This is a genomic window from Desulfosporosinus sp. BICA1-9, from assembly GCF_000802135.1.
In genome coordinates, this window is the sequence record NZ_JUEE01000091.1 from 1 (window position 1) to 21,226 (window position 21,226).

Consider the following 21,226-nt stretch of genomic DNA (forward strand, 5'->3'; position numbering starts at 1 on the left):
ATCGAGAGAAAAACAAGATTGAAGAAGCTTTTCGAGAGATGAAATCACAACTTGCATTACGTCCCATCTATTTGACACGGCCAGAGCGAGTGAAAGCCCATGTGACCATCTGCATCTTAGCTTACTTGCTGATAAACTCAATCGAGATGATGCTCAGGAAAGCGGAAATCACACAGTCGTCTGAAGAACTGCTGCGACAAGTGAGTAGCTGTCGATTAAATCAGGTTGGGTTAAAAAATTCTTCTCAACGTTCATTAACTATTACAGAGATGACTGACCAGCAGGAAAAATTGGTCAAATTATTTAGTTGTGAAAAAATGATGAAGCCGAAAGTGATTAACCAGTTCAATAATTTCTTACTGTAAAACATGTTGTAGTGACAAAACGCTTTCTTACGCATGGTCTAAAGCCTTGCTACGCCTGGGTCTGGAAAAAAATGTCGCCAAACTCGGGTTTTAGAATTCAATATGGGATAGCGAAGTCAAAGGGTATATTATTACAGAATATAAATCAATTACAATAATGCGTGAGTTATAATAGGCATAAATCAGTAGAACCCAGTAAACAAGCGGGTTTCCACCGATTTATGCCTATTTTTTTACGCCTTTTTTTCAAAGGCAAAAATCAGCAATTTTAAACGATAAGGAGGAAAGGTGAAAATGTGCAAAATAATTACTGTTGCAAATCAGAAAGGTGGTGTATCCAAAACAACAAGTGTCCGCAATCTTAGCTACACTCTGGCTGAGTTAGGCTATCGAGTTTTGGCGGTCGATTATGATCCCCAATCGAACTTAACGGCTTCTCTTGTATTGGAAGATGAAAATGAAGATGCCCCGAAAATTCATACAACGATAGCAAACTTAATGACAATGGCAATGGACGAGGAAGAGCTACCGCCCAAGAGCGAGTATATTCAGCAGCGCGGGAAGATTGACTTTATCCCCAACGACATTCATCTGTCGGTGGTTGAATCCAATCTGCGGATGGAGATGGGAAGCGAAAAATTGCTTTTCAGTATCCTGGAGCCTTTACGTAGGGATTATGACTATATCCTCATTGATACAAATCCCTCCCTAGGCCCGCTGACAATCAACGCTCTTTCCGCCGCCGACAGCGTTCTCATCACGATCAACCCTGAATTCTACGCTACCATAGGGCTTCAAGACCTGACCAAAACTATTCTTAAAATCAAGCGCAGGATTAACCCCAAAATTGAATTTGAGGGTATCCTACTGACCATGTGCGATATGCAGACCAATCTGCACAAAGAAGTCTGCGCGGAGGTAATTGAAGCATACCGGGGAGGCATGAGAGTTTTCAAAACCTCCATTCCTCGTTCTATCAGAGTGGGCGAAGCCAACCGCTGCGGATTGAGCATTTTGGAATATGAGTCCAGATCCAAGGCTGGGATTGCGTATATGGAATTTGCAAAGGAGTTGATTGGATATGCCGGATAGACCCGCACCGAAACGGATTAAATCAATGGACGAGCTACTTATGGCAGTGGAGCCGGAGAGCCAGCCAACCAATATTAAAAGTGGTGTGGTCCGCTTGAATTTTTCTCAAGTGGACCCATACTCTAATCACCCTTTTCGCCTATACAGCGGTGAGCGGTTGGACGATATGGTTGCAAGCATCAGTAATTATGGCATACTGACCCCGATGATTGCCCGCACTAAGGATAACGGAAGATATGAAATGCTTGCGGGACACAACCGCATGAATGCCGGTACGCTGGCAGGGCTTGATGAAGGCGACTTTATCATCAAGGACAACCTGTCGGACGAGGAAGCGTGGATGTATGTCATTGAAACCAATGTCATGCAGCGCTCCTTTGCCGACATGCTACCGTCTGAAAAGGCGGCGGTACTTGCTCTGCGTCACTCAAAAATGTTCTCCCAGGGTAAGCGCAACGACATTATAGCAGAGCTTAAAATGCTTGAAAATCCGCAGTATATCAAGGAAACCGGAACTTCTGCCCTAATAGGGCAGAAGTTAACGAGCAGGGAAAAGGTCGCAGATGAATATGGATTATCCAAGAATACCGTGGCTCGGCTTTTAAGGGTGGACAAACTGACTGCACCCCTAAAAAAACGTGTAGATAGTGGTGAATTCGGCATCTACCCTGCCGTTGCCCTCTCCTACCTTGCCGAAGCGGAGCAGCAGGATATTGAAAAGGTGCTTTCCGAAAATGAATTCAAGGTGGATATGAAAAAGGCGGAAATGCTCCGCAGCTATTTCGAAAGCAGTAAACTGAACGAGAAAACCGCCTATCAAATCCTTTCGGGCGAAGTCAATAAAAAGCCGAAATCAACCACACCGTCTCCTGTAAAAATTAAGCACAAGGTCTATTCCAAGTATTTTCCCGCAGACACAAAGGCGAGCGAGATCGAGAGAATCGTTGACGAGGCCCTCGAATGGTATTTTTCCAACAAGGTAAAAGAGGAGACGGCTTAAAATGACAAGAAATGTCTTGACCTGTGCGAAATGCGGAGGCAATGACTTTGAGGTATCCTACGGCACCGACTGCTCTCGTGACGAAAAAGGAAATGAGAATTGGGAGCTGGCGCTAGTCTACAACTTCTGTGGATCTTGACAACCATAGCCCGCACCAGGGGATACAAAGCGGAAATCGAGCCAGTCAACTAAAAGGAGGTGAAATTTTGAGAAAGGATGAAAGACTGAGGACGGTCTATGAAACCATCGCACCTCACATTACCCGAACCGAGGGCGCATGGCGGGATTATCTCGGTTTTGCGGCAAGGTTATATAAATACAGCTTTGACAACGCCCTGCTGGTATACGCGCAAAATCCAAACGTCACCATGCTTGCCACCACACCAATATGGAACAAATTCGGCAGATACATCAATAAAGGCGCGATAGGGCTGGCGGTCTGCGAGTATGACAATGCCAGGCTGACCATCAAGCACCTGTTTGATATCTCTCAGACCAATGGCCGTGAAATCATACCAACAAACTGGCAGCTTGATGATAAGATGAAAGCAGAGCTGACCAGCCGCCTTTCCTATGCTCATAATCTTACATCCTCCGATTTTACCGAGTGCCTGAACCAATTAGCGGAAGAAGCGGTTGCCGAGCGCCTGGACGATTATCTGCAAGATTTTGACTTTGACATTGAAGGCCACCTGTTTTCACAATTGCCCCAGGACGGACTGCTCAGTCAAATTCAGGAGATTGTCAAAGACAGCGTAGCCTATTTTATTGGCAAGCGATGCAGCCTTGCGGGCGATGAAATCCATACCGGCAACGGGATGATGACCATTGCCCATTTCGACAGCATTCCGCTGATCGCAAGGCTCGGACATACTGTAACCGACATCTCCAAAGGCATACTTCTGGAAATGGAACGGACAATCAGAATTATTGAACAGGAAAGGAGGATGACGCATGAGCAAAATCGAGATGAGCTACACCGAGAAGGACGGAGTGCTGCTCCCGAACCTTCAAATCTCCAACAACAGCGAGGACGACAGCCAGCCCCTGGGCAAGTACGGCAGAATGGCGATGGAATACCTGCACGAAAACCATCCGCAGCGGTTTATGATTTTGAAAATGGATGGCACGCTGATGGAGAAAATGCACCGGGTTCACAAGGCAGCAGTGGAGAAAATCGAGTACATCACTGGGCAGATGCTGGAGGTCGAACCGATTCCGGAAACGGAGGACATCCTGGAGAAGACCCGCCACCTGAACAGTCTGCGGTCGGCAGCGGAGGAAATCGTGTTGAACGAGATCATATTCAAGGCGAGGTAAGCCCGCCGCCCCCAAATAACCAAAATGCTGAGCCGCCCGAAAGCGAACAGGATTCGCCGCCGGACGACTCTTTTTTTGTGCAAAAAACACAGAGCTTACAGGAGCGGTGGGCCGACAGGCTAACGGAAAAAGTGCTCCCTATTCCCATTGAGGAAGGGGTGCCCACACCGGAAAAAGTGGCAGCTGTTAGAGAGTGGCTGAAAAAAAACAGCGATATCTATCTCCCTGTTTATGCTGTGATGTATCATGCCACAGGCTCAAAGCTTCCGATTTTGGAGGAGGGTCTGCTGCCCACCAGCGAAGCAAGGCGGCGGTCCTATCAAAGTACAAGCGGGTATGTTTACCTTGCCAATACCCCTGAACGGGCAAAAAACTTCGGAGACCTCGGAAACATGTCAGATTCGACGGTTAATGAGGTTATCGTCCCCATCCACAAGCTGCTGGCAGACATCGACCAATTGAATAATCTGAGAACCACGGGTAAAAAAGTGGGCAACAGTCTTGCCGAAAGCATCGTATATGGCGGCGGAGCAAGAGTAAAGGGCGCTATCGCGCTGTGGCAGATTAAAGTCTTTGACTATGAGGCATACAGCAATTCCAAGGATGAGGCAACGAAGCAGGCCGAGCTAAAAGCTTCCTATATAAATATAGAATACACGGATGAACAAGTACGGGAATATTACAAAGGCATTTTAAAAAGCACCGATCTTTATCCACTTGAAATGTATGAAAAAATTCAGACTCTTTTTGCAACCGACATGCCTCTTGAAGACAAAGCGGTTGCCCTGTCCAAGATTTACGAGGACTACGGCAACGCGGAATATCAGATGGATGTGCTGCTAAAAACCACTCACCGAGGCGCAGACGGGATGTCGTTTTCTTTCGGGGACGGCTATACACACATACCTTGGCATACCATCGCCAACATCATAAGAATGCTCATTGACGAAGGCGAATATCCGGTGCCTATCCCGGAGGAAAGCCTCGCGGACCGAATCGGCGACTTTAATATCCCCGATGAGATTGATGAAATGCGCATCGCAGACGTGGATGTTTCTCCCGTCGCCCATGAAAAAGAGGAACCGAGCGAGCAGGAGCTGTATGCCTGTGTGGACAGCTATCTTTGCAATACGCAAGTCGTGTATAAAGGCTGGCATGATGAAATAGTGGCGGAGCTTGCCAATAACAATGAAATAGATAAATATCTGATAGCCAACTATTTTCGGGACCTGGATGAACGTGAAACGCGGATTGACGATCACGTTGTCACCTGTGCTATGGAGGATAACGGCGTTGAATTCCTGATTGACCACTATGTTGTCGGGTTGTCATGGACGGAGCTGGCTAAAAGGATAAAGACCCTAATCGAAACTGGCGATTTCCCCGTGCCGCAGACCTTAGAAAAGACAGAGAACGAACCGCAGCCATTGATCAATGTCCTGGTAGTGGAGCCGGAGAAAAAGCCCTACCTCACCGTCATTCCAAATGGCTACAAAGCTTTTCAGGAAAAAGTCGGCGGCTTGATTACTACCCTTGAAATCGGGGACGGCATAGATGCCGTCTGCGCCGATGATGCCGACTTTGAAACCACGCCCATCAACCGTATGATCGACGGCCAGCCCATCTTCGGCACCTTTGTTGTGGCACGGGTGGACTACAAAACGGGTAAATATGAATCTCTGCAAGAGTCCGACATTCAAAAGTACATGACAGAATTCGCCACCCCTCTCATGGACATTACCAGGCTGGTTGCGGAGTATGAGGAAATGGAAGCGGCACAGGAAGACGCCGAGCCGGATATTGAGGCGACGGACTTTTATCCCCCGCAGCCCGCGAAAAAGCAGCCAGGTTATGAGGAAGCCCCTAATGTCCGCGGCAGTACTGACGACTTTACACAGATTGAGGATATATCTAGGTCTGACGAAATAGAACCCTTTGTACCGAAGCCTGTTGCCAATCAGCAAATGAACCTGTTCGCTATGGAAGCTATCCCGAAGGATAAAGAAGCGGAGCTCATTGAATATGTGCTACTAGAGGGCAGCCGAGTCGCCGGAGGCAAACAGCGCATCTATAAATTTGCTATGACCCAACCCACCGGCTCTGCCTTTGAAAAAATGTTAAAGAACGAATACGGCATTGGCGGCCATACCGTCGGCAAGTATGGAATCGGTTTTGAAAACCATGACAGCAAGGGGATCGTATTTGACTGGACCGATGATAGAGGGGAAAAGCGCGAAACCAAAATCACCTGGATTCGGGCAGCTATTGGCATTCAAAGACTCATTGATCAGGAACGGTATATCGGAAACCCCGCACCCGCTCGTACATTTGAGACTGAGAAACTTGATAAAAATGAAGAAAGCAATTTCCTTATCCCCTCTAATATACAGGTTCAAATCAAGGAAACCCATCTGGATTATCACAACGGACAGCATGATTTTTTGTATGAGGCGGTCTATAACAGTTTCCCCGTTGGAGCCTTACAATACAGCGAGTATGATGGAATTCCCCATATCAGTCATATTGAAGTGCTTGCGGATTATCGCCGCCGGGGTGTGGCAACACAGCTTCTTCAAGCGCTCCAAAGCAAATATCCCGACAGGGAGATTGAATGGGGCATGACAACGGAGGACGGTGGCGCCCTGAAAGATGCCGTCACCTTTGAGGTGGAGAATGAAGCGTACACTGAACTGCAGCAGGAATATGACTGGATTGCTGGCCAGTTTTCACAGTTGGAAGCCGAATGGGAAGATAAGCCAGTACCCGATGAGATTTCAGCGTATTGGAACGGCCTGCATGATCGGCAGCAGGATATTGAAGAAACACTGTATGATAAAAAGTCGTATAAGAGCTTTGTGCAAACGGCTGTACCCCAAACAGAAACCGAGCCGGTTTCGGAGCCTGTTTCAAAACCCCGTCCTGCCAAAACCAATTTCCGCTATTCCGAGGACTATGCCCTCTATCCAAACGGTGTGAAAACCAAGTACAAAAACAATGTGGAAGCCATCAAGCTACTAAACAAAATCGAAAGCGAAAAACGGCTTGCCACAACCGATGAACAGATTGTCCTGGCCCGGTATGTGGGCTGGGGCGGTCTTGCCAATGCCTTTTCCGATACGGCCAGCAGCTGGGAAAAGGAATACCACGAATTGAAGCACCTGCTGGATGATAAGGAATATGCGGATGCCTTGAATTCGGTTGTCACCGCCTACTATACCGAGCCGGAGCTCATCATACGAATTTATAAAGCCTTTGAGAGCTTTGGCTTTACAGGGGGCGAAAACAGGAAAATACTTGACCCTGCGATGGGAACGGGAAACTTTTTTTCCGTACTTCCCGAAAGCTATGAGGGAACGCCCCTGTATGGCGTGGAGTTGGACAGCATCACAGGCAGGATCGCAAGGCAGCTTTATCAAACAGCAAATATCCAGGTACAGGGCTTTGAGATCACCCGTTTTGAGGACAACTCCTTTGACATTGCCATCGGGAACATCCCCTTTAACAACATCAAGCTATATGATAAGCGATATGATAACGAGGATTTCCTGATCCATGATTATTTTATTGCCAAATCCCTTGACCTTGTAAAACCCGGCGGTATCATCGGCTTTATCACAAGTAAAGGTACGATGGATAAAAAAGATACCGGTGTCCGTGAATACATTGCCCGCAGAGCCAACCTGATCGGCGCCATCCGACTGCCAAACAAAGCGTTTAAGGCTCTTGCCGGGACGGAGGTTACTGCGGACATCCTGTTTTTTCAAAAGCTGGAGTCTCAGCGTACAGTAGATAAATATTTCCTGCCCGATTGGGTGTTCGTCAATTCCAGAAAGCCCTATTACATGAATATGAACCAGTATTTCATCGACCATATGGAGATGGTATTGGGTGAAATGCAGTTTAGCAGAAATATGTATGGGCGTGAGGATGGTACGGCCTGTATTGCTCCCGAAGGCCAGGACCTTTATGCGGAGCTTGACAGAGCCATCGGAAATTTGCACGCCGCCTTTACCGCCGAAGCAGACCCGTCCTTTGAGGAAATAGAGGAAGTCGGGGAAGAAAACGCTGGCGAGCTGGACGCACCCGAAGGGACGAAAAACTATACCTATGTGGTGCAGGACGATAGGATTTACTACTGCGAGCGAAACAAGCTGATACCGCAGGACTACACCGGCAAACGCGCCGAGCGCATTAAGGGCCTGTGTGAGATCAGAAAGGCGCTGCTGGAAGTCATCCGAATTCAGACCAATGATTACGCGCCCGACGAATTGCAGCAGGCGCAGAAAACTTTGAATGAGGTGTACGACCGCTTTGTAAGACAATGCGGCGCCATCAATGACAAGGCCAACATCGCCGTATTCTCCGATGACGACCAGTTCCCTCTGCTCCGTTCCATTGAGGATCAGAGCAAGGATAAAAAATCATGGAACAAGGCCCCCATTTTCCATAAGGCCACCATCAAGTCCTATCGCCGTCCCACCCATGCCGAAACAGCCAAGGAAGCTCTTGAAATATCGTTGAACCAAAAAATGAAGGTTGATTTGCCGTATATGGAAAAGCTGACAGGTAAATCGGTAGATGAACTTATCAGTGAGCTTGGGGATCGCATCTATCTCAATCCGCAGAAATACTACGGCAATTATTATGAAGGCTGGGAACTGAATGAGGAATATCTGAGCGGACAGGTGCGGGATAAGCTGCTCTATGCCAAACAGAAGGCTGAAGAATATCCCGAACTGTTGGAGAGAAACGTGCAGGCCCTTGAAGCGGTGCAGCCCAAATGGCTGGAACCCTCCGACATCGACTTCCGCATCGGAAGTCCCTGGATACCCCTTGAATATTTCCAGCATTTCATGCACGAAATCTTTAGCACTACGGATTATCTGAGGGACTCAATTACGGTTGACTACATGGAATACACCACCTCCTGGCGCATCAACGGAAAGACAAGGGAGCCCACCTCCGTCAAGGTCAACAACACCTACGGCTCAAAGCGGGTCAATGCTTATCAGATTTTCGAAGATTGCCTCAATCTCCAATCCACAACGGTGCGCGATCCGGTCCCCTATGTGGACAAAAACGGCAAGGACCAAGTGCGGTACGTGGTCAATGCTAATGAGACCATGATTTCACGGGCAAAGCAGACTCAAATCAAGGAAGCCTTTGCCTCATGGCTGTTTAAGGATAAGGACAGAGCTGATATCCTGCTTAAAATATACAATGAGAAATTCAATACCATTCGCCCCCGTGTCTATGACGGCAGCCACCTTATCTTTCCCGGCATGAGTGAGGAAATGGAGCTAAGACCCCATCAAAAGAACTTTGCGGCACGGGTTATCTACTCCGGTACGGGACTGGCCGGTCATGTTGTGGGTGCGGGGAAAACGGCGGCGATGATTGCGGCGAGCATGTATCTCAAAAATATTGACGCTATCAAGAAACCCGTCTATGTGGTGCCCAACCACCTGACGGAGCAGTGGGCAAAGGAGTTTTACCGGTTCTTCCCGCAGGCCAACATCCTTGTTACCACCAAAAAAGATTTTGAAGCGAAGAACCGGAACAAGTTTGTTTCTAAAATTGCTATGGGTGAGTATGACGCGGTGATCATCGGCCATTCCCAGTTTGAAAAAATACCTATTTCCAAAGAACGGCAGGAAGCGCAGATCAATTACGAGATCAATCAGCTTTCCTATATCATCAAAAAGATAAAAGAAGAAAAGGGAGAAAATTGGGCGATCAAGCAAATGGTCATCTTTCAGAATAACCTCAAAGCCCGCCTCGACAGGCTGGCGGCAGAGGGAAAGAAGGATGACCTTTTGAATTTTGAGCAGCTTGGTGTGGATTATATGTTTGTGGACGAGGCCCATGCCTATAAGAACTGCTTTACCTACACTAAAATGCGCAACGTGGCAGGCATTGGCCGATCTGCAAGTCAGCGGGCGACGGATATGCTTTTGAAATGCCAGTATTTGCAGGAAATGGGCAGCGGTAAAGGCGTGGTATTCGCTACCGGTACACCTATTTCCAACAGCATGAGTGAAATGTACGTCCTGCAGCGGTATTTGCAGCCGCAGATGCTGGCAAGATTGGGACTCAACTATTTCGATTCCTGGGCGGCCACCTTTGGTGAAGTGATATCCTCCCTGGAAATCACGCCGGAAGGCTCTGGCTACCGTATGCGCAACCGCTTTGCGAAATTCCACAACCTGCCGGAACTAATGAGCATCTTCCAGCTTGTGGCGGATATCCAGACCGCAGATATGCTGAACCTCCCCATCCCTGAAATCGAGGGCGGCAAGGCAACCATTATTGCCACCGAAGCTACACCCTTCCAGAAGATGATTATGGAAAGCTTTGTGGAGCGTGCGGAAAAAATCCGCAAGCGTGAAGTTGAGCCAGATGAAGATAACATGCTCAAACTCACCGGTGAAGCGAAACTGATGTCCATTGATCCCCGACTGGTTTACGAAGATGCACCTAATGACCCGGACAGCAAATTGAATATAGCCATTGGAAACGTCCTTGATATCTGGCAGGAAAGCTCTGAGCAAAGACTGACACAGCTTGTGTTCTGCGACAGTGGTACGCCAAAGCCCGGACAGTTTAACGTCTACGATGAAATGAAAAGATGTTTGACGGAAAAAGGTGTGCCAGCCGATGAAATCGCCTTTGTCCACGATGCTAAAACCGACGAGCAAAGAGAAAACCTGTTTGAAAAGGTGCGCATGGGTGAAATCCGAATCCTGCTGGGCAGCACAAGCAAGCTTGGCACCGGAACCAACGTACAGGACAGACTGGTTGCGGTCCATCACCTGGACTGTCCATGGCGGCCAAGCGACATTGAGCAACGCGACGGCAGAATACTCCGCCAGGGCAATCAAAACCTTGTTGTCAAAATACTGCGGTATGTCACGAAAGGTACGTTTGACGCTTATCTCTGGCAAATTCAGGAACAAAAATTGAAGTATATCTCACAGGTGATGACGGGCAAGAGCATTTCCCGCTCCTGTGAGGATATGGATGAAACGGTGCTTTCCGCTGCCGAGGTGAAGGCGATTGCGACCTCCAATCCTCTGCTGGCAGAAAAAATGGAAGTGGACAACGAGGTTATACGACTGAAGCTGTTAAAAGGTAATTGGAACAATGAACGTCTGACCCTGGAACGAAATATTAAGGATCAATACCCCGATACCATTGCCTATTGTGAAAAGAAGATTGCAAGCATCCGCAAAGACATGGAATTGCGGGAGAAAACCGAGGGGAAAGACTTTTCGGCGGTGATTGATGGCAAAACCTATGATGAGCGTGTCAAGGCTGGAGAGCAGCTCCTGCTGATAATGAAGCTCCATGACCTTGCGGTAAACGGCGAACCTTTACCTGTCGGTGAATACAGGGGCTTCCGTCTTTTTCTTGTCCTGAATGCCTTTAAACAACTGGACCTGCTGGTAAAAGGCGACAACACCTACAGCACACCCCTTGGCGATTCATCCCTCGGCGGCATAACAAGGCTTGAAAACGTAGTTGAAAAGATACCCACGGTGCTGATGAATATGGAGCAAAAGCTGGCGGATACCCAAACTCAGCTTGAAGAAGCCAGGAAGGAAGTCCAAAAGCCCTTTGAATTTGAACAGCGCCTGAACGAGTATTCGGCGCGGCAGGCAGAGATCAATACCAGGCTGGAGTTTAAGGAGTTTCAAAAACAAGAGGAAGTCATATTTGAAGAAAAAACCGCGGCTGAGACAGAGAAGGCCAGTAATAAAGAAGCCTGGGAGGCGGAATATGTTTAAACCGCTTTCCCAGGCTTTGCTTTTAATGCCAATCCAGAAAGTATTGCCATGTCCATCCCCCTCTTGTGATTAGTCCGTTGTTAGACGCCGTTCTGGTTCTCCAGAGCATCCTCTAAAGCAGCCCTCAATTTTGAAAACCTATATTCAAAATTAGCACTGAGAATTTTCTTTGGAACAACCCGTTGTCCATGTAATAACATCTCCGCCATTTGACCTAATACTATTTTCAACAAAATCTCTGGAACTGGTAACCATGATGGTCTATTTAGAACTTCGCCTAGTGTCTTGCAAAAATCTTTCATTCTTACTGGCTCTGGTGTAACAGCATTTATAGGACCAGTTAGCTCCTGATGGTCGATTATGAACCTTATCATTCTCGATAAATCTTGGATGTGTATCCAGGAGAGCCATTGATTTCCCGTACCCATTGGGCCTCCTATGTAGAGTTTAAATGGAAATGCCATTCTGTTTAGTGCGCCTTCATTTCCTAAAACTACGCCAATCCGAATAGTTACAACCCTGGTTAAATTATTTTGAACCTTGTATGCTTCTTTTTCCCAATCTCGGCAAACTTGAGCTAGGAAATCCTGACCAACTTCATCAGACTCTGTTAGCTCATCATCCTCACGGGGTCCATAATATCCAACTGCTGAAGCGTTAATTAGAACTTTCGGCTGAATAGTACCATTATTGATAGCCGTAACAATTGCTCTAGTAGTTCTAATCCTACTTGCTAAAATCTCCTCTTTCACTGAGTTGATCCATCGACGATTACCGATTGACTCACCCGCTAAGTTGATCACTACGTCAGTTTGCTGTAGCTCATAAATCGAAGATAGAGGAGAAACATTGTCCCATTCTATTACCTTAACTTTATTTTCAAAGCTGCTGGCAGTTTTTTGGGGATTTCTCGTTACAACATATACCTGATATCCATTCTTAAGTAATTCCCCTATAAGATTTCTTCCGACGAAACCCGTCCCACCAAAAATTAACACATTCATCTTTCTACCTCCGAAATGGCGTCTAACGTTAGGCGGCGGACTATGCCCCTTTATTCAGAGACGACCATGGACGGGAGTCCCTTTGAACTTCCCCCGAACTGTATTAATGCACTAAATAAGAATATTGTGCATTACGAGCTCTTATTAATATAACCTAAATTATGTCAAAGCGGTTAATTCTCCCATTGTAACTAACATGCAAATTACATTGAGCATTGGTTGTTTACCTCCCAAATTGTTACTTCAATTAGGCCGATGTGTTATTAAAAACCAGCCCTGGTTTATTATGATATCTATAATAATAAAAAGAAAAAGCGTAGTTTTGTTAAATATTTAACATTTTTTTGTTATCTGTGATGTTAGTATTTATATACAACTAGTTGTTAGATCCAAGGACTTGGTATCATGTTAAGAAGTAGGTGATATTAAAATGAAGGTGCACATAGTTGCCTGTGGCATCTTCCAATTGGAGCTTGAACGAGTACTAGAGGAAATAAACGCGGAATGGGCACCTGCCGATGAGTTCAAAGTTACCTTTACATCTCCGGCTTTGCATGTAGACTTTGCTAAACTAAAACATGGCGTAGTTGAAGCACTGGATATGGTGAATGAAGAAAAGACAGTCCTCTTTTTCGGTTCTATGTGCCATCCTGAGCTTGCCGAGTTCACGGAAAAATACCATGTTATCAGGCAGCAACCCAGTAATTGTATCGAATTGGTTTTAGGTAAGGAACGGCAAAAGGAGTTGGAGGAATCCGCTCGAGTATTCTACATCACTCCAGGATGGTTGCGTAATTGGCAAAATATTTTTAGACAGGGACTGGGCTGGGACGAGATAGACGCTAGGCAGAATTTTGGTTTCTATGATAAGGTTCTGCTGCTAGACACCGGTGTTTTCGAATTCAATTATGAGGATATTCTTGAATTTTACGAATATACACAAGTGCCAATCGAAATTCAGAGCGTCGAACTAGTCGAATTTAAAAAGCATGTGCTTGGAACTTTAAAGGAAGCATTGGCCCTCCACTGACCCCGGTTAAACAAGTAAATATTCAAAAAAATATATAAGGAGTGAATTTGCATGGTTTTAACTGAAGAAATTAAAGAATTTATTTCAAAGGCTCCGTTTATTCCCATAACTACTGTTTCCTCCAATGGAGACCCGCACATGATCGTAGTGGGAAAAGTAGCGGAAGTCAGGGAAGAGGACATCCTAGGGTTTGGCATCTATAAAATGGAAGTTACTCAACAGAACATTAAGGATAACGGAAAGATGCAGGTTGTATTAGCAACAATGGATGGTGGACCTAAAGGCTTCAGGCTTGAAGGCCAAGCATGCATAGAAGAGAAACTTGTATTGTTTAAAGCAGATAAAGTACAAAAGCTTCTCTAGTAATTTCTTCAAATGTACAATAATCTCTCTCCTAAAGAGGGATTATTGTTTTTTACTTTGTAGTAGAGCTGAACCTTTTTTGATACACTTGCTTTAGATAAAATGTTTACAGGGGGGAAAGGTATGAAGCGTTGCCTCATCTGCCTTCAGGAATTGGACCTGTTTCAGGGACTAGAACGAGTGCAATTCACAAGCTTGTGTCAATGTACAATTAGAAAGAGGTTGTCAAAGGGACACTATCTCTTTCATCAAGGAGATTTAACAGGTACCATATTCTTAATAAAGTCAGGTAAGCTAAAACTTGTTCAAAATGCTGAAGATGGACATGAAACGATTCTGGATATTTGCGGTCCTGGAGAAGTACTTGGTGAATTGTCTTTATATCAGGAACAAAAGGAACATTCCAGTGCTATAGCCATGGAAGAAGCATGCATCTGCTGTTTCAGTAAAATTCAATTTGAATCGTTAATCAAGCAAGATCCCTCTTTTGCCTTAAGGATTATAAACTACTTAGGGCAGAAGCGTTATGATAATATCTTAAATTCAGAGAAGGAGTCCAGAGGAACTGTTAAAGAAAAATTATTAAGGCTTTTTTATAGTCTTGCCGAACAATATGGGCGAAAATTGCCGAACTCTACAATGATCGATTTAATAATTACTCAACAAGAATTAGCTGATATGATTGGTTCATCGCGGGTCATGGTCATACAGGCACTTAATGTGCTGAAAGAAGCCAATATCATAGACCGGAAAAAGAGATATTACATCCTAAAAGACGATCCATGTCTCAGTACTCATATATTTTAAATAAATATGATCCAGCCAGTTTCAATTAGTAAACAAGAGGAAGACCAGATAGTTATTCTTCTGTGGTCCTCCCCTTTTGCGTTAAATTCGATTTGTATATCACTTGTTTACATGGTAAGCTCTCCTTCACAATTTCCTACGGTTGTGCCATAAGTTATTAACTAATTATACCATAAATATCAAATAAAATTTTTTCAATGAACTAAGCTGCTACCATGTGGGCGGCTTTTTTGTATTCAAAGTTAAAAAAGATCTGTAACTATATCTTTTAGAAAGGATGTGATACCCATGCCGATGGTGGCAACAAAAAGACCCTATACCCTGGTTGTTGTGCCTGATGATGATCCGATAAATCCGCGCGAAGAATGGGACAATTTCGGTACAATGGTTTGCTTCCACAGGCGGTACACGCTGGGCGACGAACATCACTACGACGGCGCGGAAGAATTCTTTCAAAAATTGGTACAGGACAGTATCCCGGATCAAGATGTAATTTCTTATATTATGAATGGCAATGCGGATGGCTTGAAGCTGGAATATAACAAGTCCGCTCATGAATGGGAGCTTAATTCTTACTCTGATTTTTCCAAGAAGTGGTATACCGAATATACCCTCTCCGCACCGTTAAAAGGCAGCGAAACCGAACTGAGCGAAGCGATCCTTGAACAAATGCAGTGGCAGGACTTGAAAACACTGTCTGAAGAAGCATATTGTATTCTTCCTGTCTATATGTACGACCATAGCGGCTTGACGGTAAATACCACCGGATTTAGCTGCCCATGGGACAGCGGCCTATTAGGGTGGATATATGTTTCCCACGATAAGGTAAAGGAAGAATTCGGGGAGGTCACGCCTGAAACCGTTAAAAAGGCCGAAAAGCTGCTGGATGGCGAAGTGAAGGATTATGATTACTATCTGACTGGCAAGTGCTACGGCTTCAAGCTGTATAAAAAAGAAGAAGAAATAGATAGCTGCTGGGGCTTCCTGGGCGATTTCCGGGACGTACAGGACAGCATCAAAGGGCATCTGCCCGATGAATGCAAGGATATTGTGGAAATTCTGCAAGACCGTTGGGACAACGCCAGCGTGGAGGATATCCTGGAGGAAATTCAGGAAAACGACGATAAGGACGAACTTGATTGTGAATTGGACGATGAGCTTACCGATGAAGATGAAATGGAGGTGGATTGATGATAACACGGTTTGAGAATGTCAATGTCATCGAAGCACTCAGAAAAATAATGATGCACAACACCGAGCATTACCAGTCGGATTTTGAATATGACATCGCAAGACTGCAAAAAGCCGCAGAGGACAGCCGAGGCAGCCGACATTTCCTGTGGCTGTCCCGTGGGTTCGGCACCTGGTGTTTTGAAGAACGGGACGTATATATCCGAAACACCCACGCCTTTAACACCTGGGACTATTACAATCATTCCAGCGAAAACGTTAAAGCATTCGCGGTAGAGATCGAAGCCTTGCAGGACAAAGCTGTCGTCGGCCATGTTTTTGAGCTGGACTACAAAACGCATATCGAGGATGTGCGGAAAAACTGCTTTAACGCACGATCGGTTGATGCGGTTTTCAAGCACCCCGATAGCAGCAACGGCTATGTCCGCAAGTTTGACATCGACGAGTACAACACTAACTGGTACAGCATCGGCCAGCGTTACGGTGAGATTGAAACGCTACTCTATGAGGTGGGTGATGAACAGCGGCTGCAAGATGTTTTGTGCAAGGCAAGGCAGATACGGATAATGAATACCACCGCCGGAAACCTGGACGAATACATTGCCGCAATGGTAAAGGAACGCTTCCACAGCTACGGCTACACCCGTGACGATATGGTATTCACCACACCCGGAGACGTTTTTGACGCCCTGGAGCATAAGGTCCCCGTATACATGCTGTCCAAAGACAACATCAGGGAACCTTTCATCAGCACTAACGAAATCAGCTATCATATCTTTCACAAGGGTATTTTCGGCATGGCGCCGGAGGATAAACGGCTGCTGGAATACCTGCTGGCTCTGCCTGAGAACCGGGCGGAGCTTTTTAACCGGACAGAGTTAAATCAGATTTACACTCTTGCCATTGCTGCCGGACAATTGGGCGACCTGGATAAAAATGGGCTTAAAACCCTGGAAGCTATTGTATATAAGCTGGACAGGGTGCTTCCTGCCCCTCTTGAACCTGCGGAAAATGTGCGGGAGATTGACCACGAACTGGAGGTGTGACGCAGCCTATGGCACAAACGGCAACGAAACCCCTTCGCTTCACCGAGGAACAGATCGAACAGGCCAACCAGGTCAGCCTGATGGAGCTTGCCCAGCAGTATGGCTTCAAGCTGGAAAAGGGAGGGCGCAAAGCCTTCCATGCTCAAAATTCTGGCGGTCTCTACATCTTCAAGGACAGCAACCGCTTTTACCACTGGGGCTCTGGTTCAAAGGGCGGAGCCATTGATTTTGTGATGAAATACAGCGACAAGACCTTTGCCGAAGCTGTGGCACAGCTGATTGGAGAAAACTATGAGCCATATATCAGGGAGCGTACACCTTATATAAAGGAAGAAAAAGGCCCGCTGGTACTGCTCGAAAAAGCACAGAATTTCAAACGCGTCTATTGGTATCTCATTTCTGTGCGCGGCATTGAGCCGGAAATCGTCAGCCACTTTATGAATGTCAAAAGGCTGTACCAGGAGGCCAAATACGGCAATTGCGTATTTGTTGGATATGATGTGGACGGAACACCGAAATACTGCGCTATGCGGTCGTCAAGTGAAAAAAGCGACTTTAAAATGGATACCGTAAACTCTGATAAAAGCTATCCCTTTTATAATGAAGGGAAAAGCGATTTATTGATTGCCAATGAAAGTCCTATAGATTTAATGAGCCATGCGACACTTGCCAAAATATTTTACAGTAAGGATTGGAAAGAGGATCACCGCATATCTCTCGGCTGTCTGTGGGATGGCGCTCTTGAACGCTATCTGCAAAGTCATCCCGACATTAAGCGGATCGTTTTTGCGGTAGATAACGACTACCTCTCCCGCAACAAGGAGGGAGTGTTTACTAATTGGGGACAGCAGGCGGCTGCCAAATGGTGCGGCAAGTATGGGGAGAAAGGCTATGAATGTGCTGTACACCGGCCTCATCTAAAGGACTTCAACAAGGATTTGACCGAAATGCGCAAAGGCAGAACGCCGAAGGATTTAGACCGTCAGCGGGAAACCGAGCTTCAGGCCGAGTTTGAAAAGGATGCCGTGGAGGAACCGCCCGATGAACAGGAGGATGAATATGAGCGTTGAGGGCATCACTTCCCTTCCATTTCTTTTCTGCCTGCGTTGGCGCCGAGGTATGAGTATGAGAATGAGGAAAACGGCCAAAACAGGAGCAGTAACTTTTTCAGGATGTTGCGAAGATGCACTTTCGTTGAAACAACTGGCATAATACGGTATAATAATTTGAGCATAGCTGTTACTAATAAACACGTAAGGAGTTATGACATATGGAACCTAAATACCGTATGACGGTTGAGCAAAACATTTTCGTTGCGAAACGGAATATTATTGATTATATCTGGAAAAGTGCAAAATTAGAGGGCCTGGCAGTGACATACCCTGATACGGAGGCCATCTATAACGGAATGAGCGTCTCCGGCGTAAAGGTGTCCGATATTATCGCGGTCAACAATCTAAAGCACACTTGGCAGTTTGTTTTGGAAAATCTAAGCTACCCGATAGACTATCCGTATATCTGCAAAATAAACCAACTGGTGGGCGGCGACAACCTTATCATTAATGCCGGATTTTTGAGGAAAGTTCCCGTAACCATAGGCGGTACGTCATGGCGTCCGGACATACCCATCGAGTCGCAAATCAAGGAAGAACTGTCGGGGATTCATCATATCGAAAATCCTACGGACAGGGCAATCACTTTAATGCTGTATCTCATGAGGAAGCAGATGTTTCTTGACGGGAACAAGCGGACAGCCATGCTTGCGGGCAATCAGGTGATGATTTCGTCCGGCTGCGGTGTTATTTCCGTTCCTATCGAGCAGCAGAGGGAGTTTACAACCATGCTGGTGCAATTCTATGAGTCGAATGATATGGAACCGCTGAAAGCCTTTGTGTATGACCACTGTATCGACGGAATTGAGTTTGAGCCCGAGGCAGAATTAGAAACGCATTTTGGGGACAAATATGAGAACGAGGATGATGAAGATTTAGAACAATAACCAAAACATGTCGAAGGCGCTGCGAGAAAGTAGCGCCTATTTTTTTTGCTCTGTCGTATAGGCGGAGTTTTTTATTTAGAACTGAAATTCTATATGCTCATGGTAAGGTAAATAAGACCTAAAATACTTTTTTTCATCCGAACAAAAACCGCCCCGCAGGGCGCCCCGTATCCAAAGGACACGGCGAAGCCTGTCCTTTGGATTTAGGCAGGAATAGATTTGTTGAACAAATCGTCAAAACGGCTTGCCGACAGTGTCGGCAACGTTGTTAAAACCCTATATATATTGTTAGTTTTTTGTTAAAGCGAAAGGCGGTGTTCATGGAACGCTGGCAGTTGGTACAGCGCCAGAGTCTCCCGCTTGAAGCAAAGATAATATTAACAGAGCAAAGAATCCGAGAGTGGGTGGATTACTATGGCCTTTACGGAACCTATGTAAGCTATTCCGGCGGCAAGGATTCCACTGTTCTTCTGGATATTTGCCGCCGCTTGTATCCGTCCATAACGGCGGCGTTTTGTGATACAGGCCTGGAGTATCCCGAAGTGCGGGAGCATGTAAAGCAGATGCCCAACGTGGAATGGTTGAAACCTAAAGTCCCTTTTAAGGAAGTCTTGCAGAAATACGGCTATCCCATTATCTCCAAGGAGTATGCCGACTATATCCACCGGCTGCAGCGTTCGCCGGACAATGAGGCGATTCGTAATAAAGTGATTAACGGGATCTGCGTCAGCGGACGGCCAACCAGTTTTAAGCTCCCGCAAAAGTGGCATTATCTCATTGACAGCGGAATTAAAATCAGCGCGGACTGCTGCGGAGTAATGAAGAAATCGCCGCTGAAATCGTTTGAAAAGAAAAACGGCGTGTTTCCCATTCTCGGTATTATGGCAGCTGAGAGCAAACGCCGGGAACAGAATTATCTGAAAGACGGGTGCAACGCCTTCAAGCTCAAGCGGCCCCAATCCCGCCCCATCTCCATCTGGACGGAGCAGGATGTTTTACAGTATATCGTCATAGAAAAGCTGCCCATTGCTAAATGCTACGGCGAAGTCGTACCAGCAAGCGGGCAGCTTTCTTTATTTGACCCGCCCCTACTGGAAACAACCCTATGCAAGCGTACCGGCTGCGTCTTCTGCGGCTTTGGCTGCCATCTTGAGAAAGAGCCGAACCGATTTCAACGGTTGAAAGTGACGCACCCGAAGCTGTGGAAGTATTGTATGAAGCCTGTGGAAACAGGCGGGCTGGGGATGAGGCCGGTGTTGTTTGCCTATGGCGTAAAAATCGAATAAACCAAAGGAGTTTTCACGATGATGAAACAAGAATCTGCAATAAAGCAAAAAGACTATGAAAGAGCTTCCCGGCATTTAGAGAAGCTCTTTGAAGTTGATTCGGATATCACGGAACAAATCAACAGAGGCCTCCAAGATTACGGAGCCAATGGGTTTTTCAGAAACCTTGAGACTTTCGGTTTTTCAGAAGATGTTTTTGAAAAGCTGAAGGCGGTCAGAATGGTGCTGTTTGGAATGGGAGAAGAAGCAGTACCTGATTTACAAAAGCTTGAAAAGCCGGGAGGGAGTGCAAAACCGTGAAGAAAAACTATGATGAGGCTCACGCCTCCAGCTTCATAAAAGGTATCACTCGCCTTACGGGAATTGCCGAAAGCAAGTTGAAAAAATATGCGGCTGAAAACAATCTCTTCAATGTGCTGGAGCATCCCAATACCATCGACCCTAATAAACAGCAGCTTGAAAAAATCCATGTCCTGAACGAATTTATCTCTATTTATCGGCTTCTCAAGCTACAGGAGAATGAAAACAAGCTGGTACTTGATTCCTCAAAGGTGGCGGGAGAATACTTTGCATCCTTATTGGGCGGCATTAAGGATAGGGAGAAGTTTATGGCTGCTTTTCTGGATACCGGCAACAACATCATCGAGACCAGGATCTTCTCCGAGGGAAGCATCGGAGAAGCAGCCGTTTATCCGAGAATGATCTTGAAAGCGGCCCTTGACTGCGATTGCACGTCCATCCTCCTGGCACACAATCATCCTGGGGGAAGTCGGATTCCGTCAATTCAGGACAGGGATATCACCGAAAGACTGATATCCATTTTTGCGCCGCTCCAGATCAGCGTATTGGACCATATTATTGTCGCCAATAGCCAATATCACTCCATGGCCGAGAAGGAGGGTATGCCGCAGCCCTCCAGGGATGTAAGCTACGATG

General features: G+C 46.2%; 19 protein-coding genes and 1 pseudogene. 17 read left to right on the forward strand and 3 right to left on the reverse strand.

Annotation, left to right across the window (positions count from 1 at the left end; all coding sequences use genetic code 11):
* From JL57_RS12310 to JL57_RS34275, 4 genes and pseudogenes are all read left to right on the forward strand, one after another.
* Nucleotides 1-365 (forward strand): annotated as a pseudogene (locus JL57_RS12310) (transposase); the annotation flags it as partial.
* Nucleotides 366-659: 294 nt separating this feature from the next.
* Nucleotides 660-1,457, forward strand: coding sequence for a ParA family protein (locus JL57_RS12315; RefSeq protein ID WP_034142348.1), 798 nt, complete (start codon nt 660-662; stop codon nt 1,455-1,457).
* On the forward strand, nt 1,447-2,457 hold the full coding sequence (locus tag JL57_RS12320; protein WP_034142349.1) for a ParB N-terminal domain-containing protein: 1,011 nt from the start codon (nt 1,447-1,449) through the stop codon (nt 2,455-2,457). Before JL57_RS12315 ends, JL57_RS12320 begins: the two co-directional genes overlap by 11 nt.
* A 1-nt stretch (nt 2,458) precedes the next feature.
* The gene (locus JL57_RS34275) at nt 2,459-2,596 is read left to right on the forward strand and encodes a hypothetical protein (protein WP_291300012.1); all 138 of its coding nucleotides are present in this window, start codon (nt 2,459-2,461) and stop codon (nt 2,594-2,596) included.
* 169 nt (nt 2,597-2,765) lie between these two features.
* Here the strand turns inward: JL57_RS34275 and JL57_RS34280 are convergent, their stop codons facing one another.
* Nucleotides 2,766-3,038, reverse strand: a complete 273-nt coding sequence (locus JL57_RS34280; protein WP_291300013.1) for a hypothetical protein — start codon at nt 3,036-3,038, stop codon at nt 2,766-2,768.
* Nucleotides 3,039-3,155: 117 nt separating this feature from the next.
* Nucleotides 3,156-3,419 carry a hypothetical protein gene (locus JL57_RS34285; RefSeq protein ID WP_291300014.1) on the reverse strand — a complete coding sequence of 88 codons (264 nt, stop codon included), beginning with the start codon at nt 3,417-3,419 and terminating at the stop codon, nt 3,156-3,158.
* Nucleotides 3,420-3,426: 7 nt separating this feature from the next.
* Here JL57_RS34285 and JL57_RS34290 point away from each other — a divergent pair, with 7 nt between their 5' ends.
* A complete protein-coding gene (locus JL57_RS34290; RefSeq protein ID WP_291300019.1) occupies nt 3,427-3,777 on the forward strand; it encodes a TnpV protein in 351 nt (116 codons plus the stop codon).
* A gap of 1,277 nt (nt 3,778-5,054) precedes the next feature.
* The gene (locus JL57_RS12325) at nt 5,055-11,564 is read left to right on the forward strand and encodes a GNAT family N-acetyltransferase (protein ID WP_291300020.1); all 6,510 of its coding nucleotides are present in this window, start codon (nt 5,055-5,057) and stop codon (nt 11,562-11,564) included.
* 80 nt (nt 11,565-11,644) lie between these two features.
* On the opposite strand, the gene JL57_RS12330 is transcribed toward JL57_RS12325, so the two are convergent.
* A complete protein-coding gene (locus tag JL57_RS12330; RefSeq protein ID WP_034142350.1) occupies nt 11,645-12,568 on the reverse strand; it encodes a TIGR01777 family oxidoreductase in 924 nt (307 codons plus the stop codon).
* Between the two features lie 430 nt (nt 12,569-12,998).
* On the opposite strand from JL57_RS12330, the gene JL57_RS12335 reads away from it, so the two are divergent.
* From JL57_RS12335 to JL57_RS34305, 11 genes are all read left to right on the forward strand, one after another.
* Nucleotides 12,999-13,598: a DUF1638 domain-containing protein gene (locus JL57_RS12335; protein WP_034142351.1), complete on the forward strand. Its 600-nt coding sequence runs from the start codon at nt 12,999-13,001 to the stop codon at nt 13,596-13,598.
* 51 nt (nt 13,599-13,649) lie between these two features.
* On the forward strand, nt 13,650-13,961 hold the full coding sequence (locus tag JL57_RS12340; RefSeq protein WP_034142352.1) for a pyridoxamine 5'-phosphate oxidase family protein: 312 nt from the start codon (nt 13,650-13,652) through the stop codon (nt 13,959-13,961).
* A 123-nt stretch (nt 13,962-14,084) separates the two neighbouring features.
* On the forward strand, nt 14,085-14,768 hold the full coding sequence (locus tag JL57_RS12345; RefSeq protein ID WP_034142353.1) for a Crp/Fnr family transcriptional regulator: 684 nt from the start codon (nt 14,085-14,087) through the stop codon (nt 14,766-14,768).
* Nucleotides 14,769-15,056: 288 nt separating this feature from the next.
* Nucleotides 15,057-15,959 carry a hypothetical protein gene (locus JL57_RS12350; RefSeq protein WP_045691683.1) on the forward strand — a complete coding sequence of 301 codons (903 nt, stop codon included), beginning with the start codon at nt 15,057-15,059 and terminating at the stop codon, nt 15,957-15,959.
* Complete coding sequence (locus JL57_RS34295) at nt 15,959-17,005, forward strand: hypothetical protein (RefSeq protein ID WP_291300015.1); 1,047 nt, start codon at nt 15,959-15,961, stop codon at nt 17,003-17,005. The genes JL57_RS12350 and JL57_RS34295 overlap by 1 nt, the downstream gene beginning before the upstream one ends.
* Nucleotides 17,006-17,013: 8 nt before the next feature.
* Nucleotides 17,014-18,075: a DUF3991 domain-containing protein gene (locus JL57_RS12360; protein WP_034142354.1), complete on the forward strand. Its 1,062-nt coding sequence runs from the start codon at nt 17,014-17,016 to the stop codon at nt 18,073-18,075.
* A complete protein-coding gene (locus JL57_RS34300; protein WP_291300016.1) occupies nt 18,065-18,217 on the forward strand; it encodes a hypothetical protein in 153 nt (50 codons plus the stop codon). The genes JL57_RS12360 and JL57_RS34300 overlap by 11 nt, the downstream gene beginning before the upstream one ends.
* Nucleotides 18,218-18,275: 58 nt before the next feature.
* On the forward strand, nt 18,276-19,004 hold the full coding sequence (locus tag JL57_RS12365) for a Fic family protein (protein ID WP_291300017.1): 729 nt from the start codon (nt 18,276-18,278) through the stop codon (nt 19,002-19,004).
* Between the two features lie 320 nt (nt 19,005-19,324).
* Nucleotides 19,325-20,290: a phosphoadenosine phosphosulfate reductase family protein gene (locus JL57_RS12370; RefSeq protein ID WP_034142355.1), complete on the forward strand. Its 966-nt coding sequence runs from the start codon at nt 19,325-19,327 to the stop codon at nt 20,288-20,290.
* Between the two features lie 18 nt (nt 20,291-20,308).
* On the forward strand, nt 20,309-20,590 hold the full coding sequence (locus tag JL57_RS12375) for a hypothetical protein (protein ID WP_034142356.1): 282 nt from the start codon (nt 20,309-20,311) through the stop codon (nt 20,588-20,590).
* Nucleotides 20,587-21,226 (forward strand): RadC family protein (locus JL57_RS34305; protein WP_291300018.1); only part of this gene is annotated, 640 nt, incomplete at its 3' end. The genes JL57_RS12375 and JL57_RS34305, both read left to right, overlap by 4 nt.

Excerpts from the sequence above, each read along its gene's own strand:
- JL57_RS12325 (WP_291300020.1), top strand. The coding sequence starts at position 5,055 with ATGGAGGATAACGGCGTTGAATTCCTGATTGACCACTATGTTGTCGGG.
- JL57_RS12360 (WP_034142354.1), top strand. The coding sequence starts at position 17,014 with ATGGCACAAACGGCAACGAAACCCCTTCGCTTCACCGAGGAACAGATC.
- JL57_RS34280 (WP_291300013.1), bottom strand. The coding sequence starts at position 3,038 with ATGAGCATAGGAAAGGCGGCTGGTCAGCTCTGCTTTCATCTTATCATC.
- JL57_RS34300 (WP_291300016.1), top strand. The coding sequence starts at position 18,065 with ATGAGCGTTGAGGGCATCACTTCCCTTCCATTTCTTTTCTGCCTGCGT.
- JL57_RS12350 (WP_045691683.1), top strand. The coding sequence starts at position 15,057 with ATGCCGATGGTGGCAACAAAAAGACCCTATACCCTGGTTGTTGTGCCT.
- JL57_RS12370 (WP_034142355.1), top strand. The coding sequence starts at position 19,325 with ATGGAACGCTGGCAGTTGGTACAGCGCCAGAGTCTCCCGCTTGAAGCA.
- JL57_RS12330 (WP_034142350.1), bottom strand. The coding sequence starts at position 12,568 with ATGAATGTGTTAATTTTTGGTGGGACGGGTTTCGTCGGAAGAAATCTT.
- JL57_RS34275 (WP_291300012.1), top strand. The coding sequence starts at position 2,459 with ATGACAAGAAATGTCTTGACCTGTGCGAAATGCGGAGGCAATGACTTT.
- JL57_RS12340 (WP_034142352.1), top strand. The coding sequence starts at position 13,650 with ATGGTTTTAACTGAAGAAATTAAAGAATTTATTTCAAAGGCTCCGTTT.
- JL57_RS12345 (WP_034142353.1), top strand. The coding sequence starts at position 14,085 with ATGAAGCGTTGCCTCATCTGCCTTCAGGAATTGGACCTGTTTCAGGGA.
- JL57_RS34295 (WP_291300015.1), top strand. The coding sequence starts at position 15,959 with ATGATAACACGGTTTGAGAATGTCAATGTCATCGAAGCACTCAGAAAA.
- JL57_RS12320 (WP_034142349.1), top strand. The coding sequence starts at position 1,447 with ATGCCGGATAGACCCGCACCGAAACGGATTAAATCAATGGACGAGCTA.
- JL57_RS34290 (WP_291300019.1), top strand. The coding sequence starts at position 3,427 with ATGAGCTACACCGAGAAGGACGGAGTGCTGCTCCCGAACCTTCAAATC.
- JL57_RS12335 (WP_034142351.1), top strand. The coding sequence starts at position 12,999 with ATGAAGGTGCACATAGTTGCCTGTGGCATCTTCCAATTGGAGCTTGAA.
- JL57_RS12375 (WP_034142356.1), top strand. The coding sequence starts at position 20,309 with ATGATGAAACAAGAATCTGCAATAAAGCAAAAAGACTATGAAAGAGCT.
- JL57_RS12315 (WP_034142348.1), top strand. The coding sequence starts at position 660 with ATGTGCAAAATAATTACTGTTGCAAATCAGAAAGGTGGTGTATCCAAA.
- JL57_RS12365 (WP_291300017.1), top strand. The coding sequence starts at position 18,276 with ATGGAACCTAAATACCGTATGACGGTTGAGCAAAACATTTTCGTTGCG.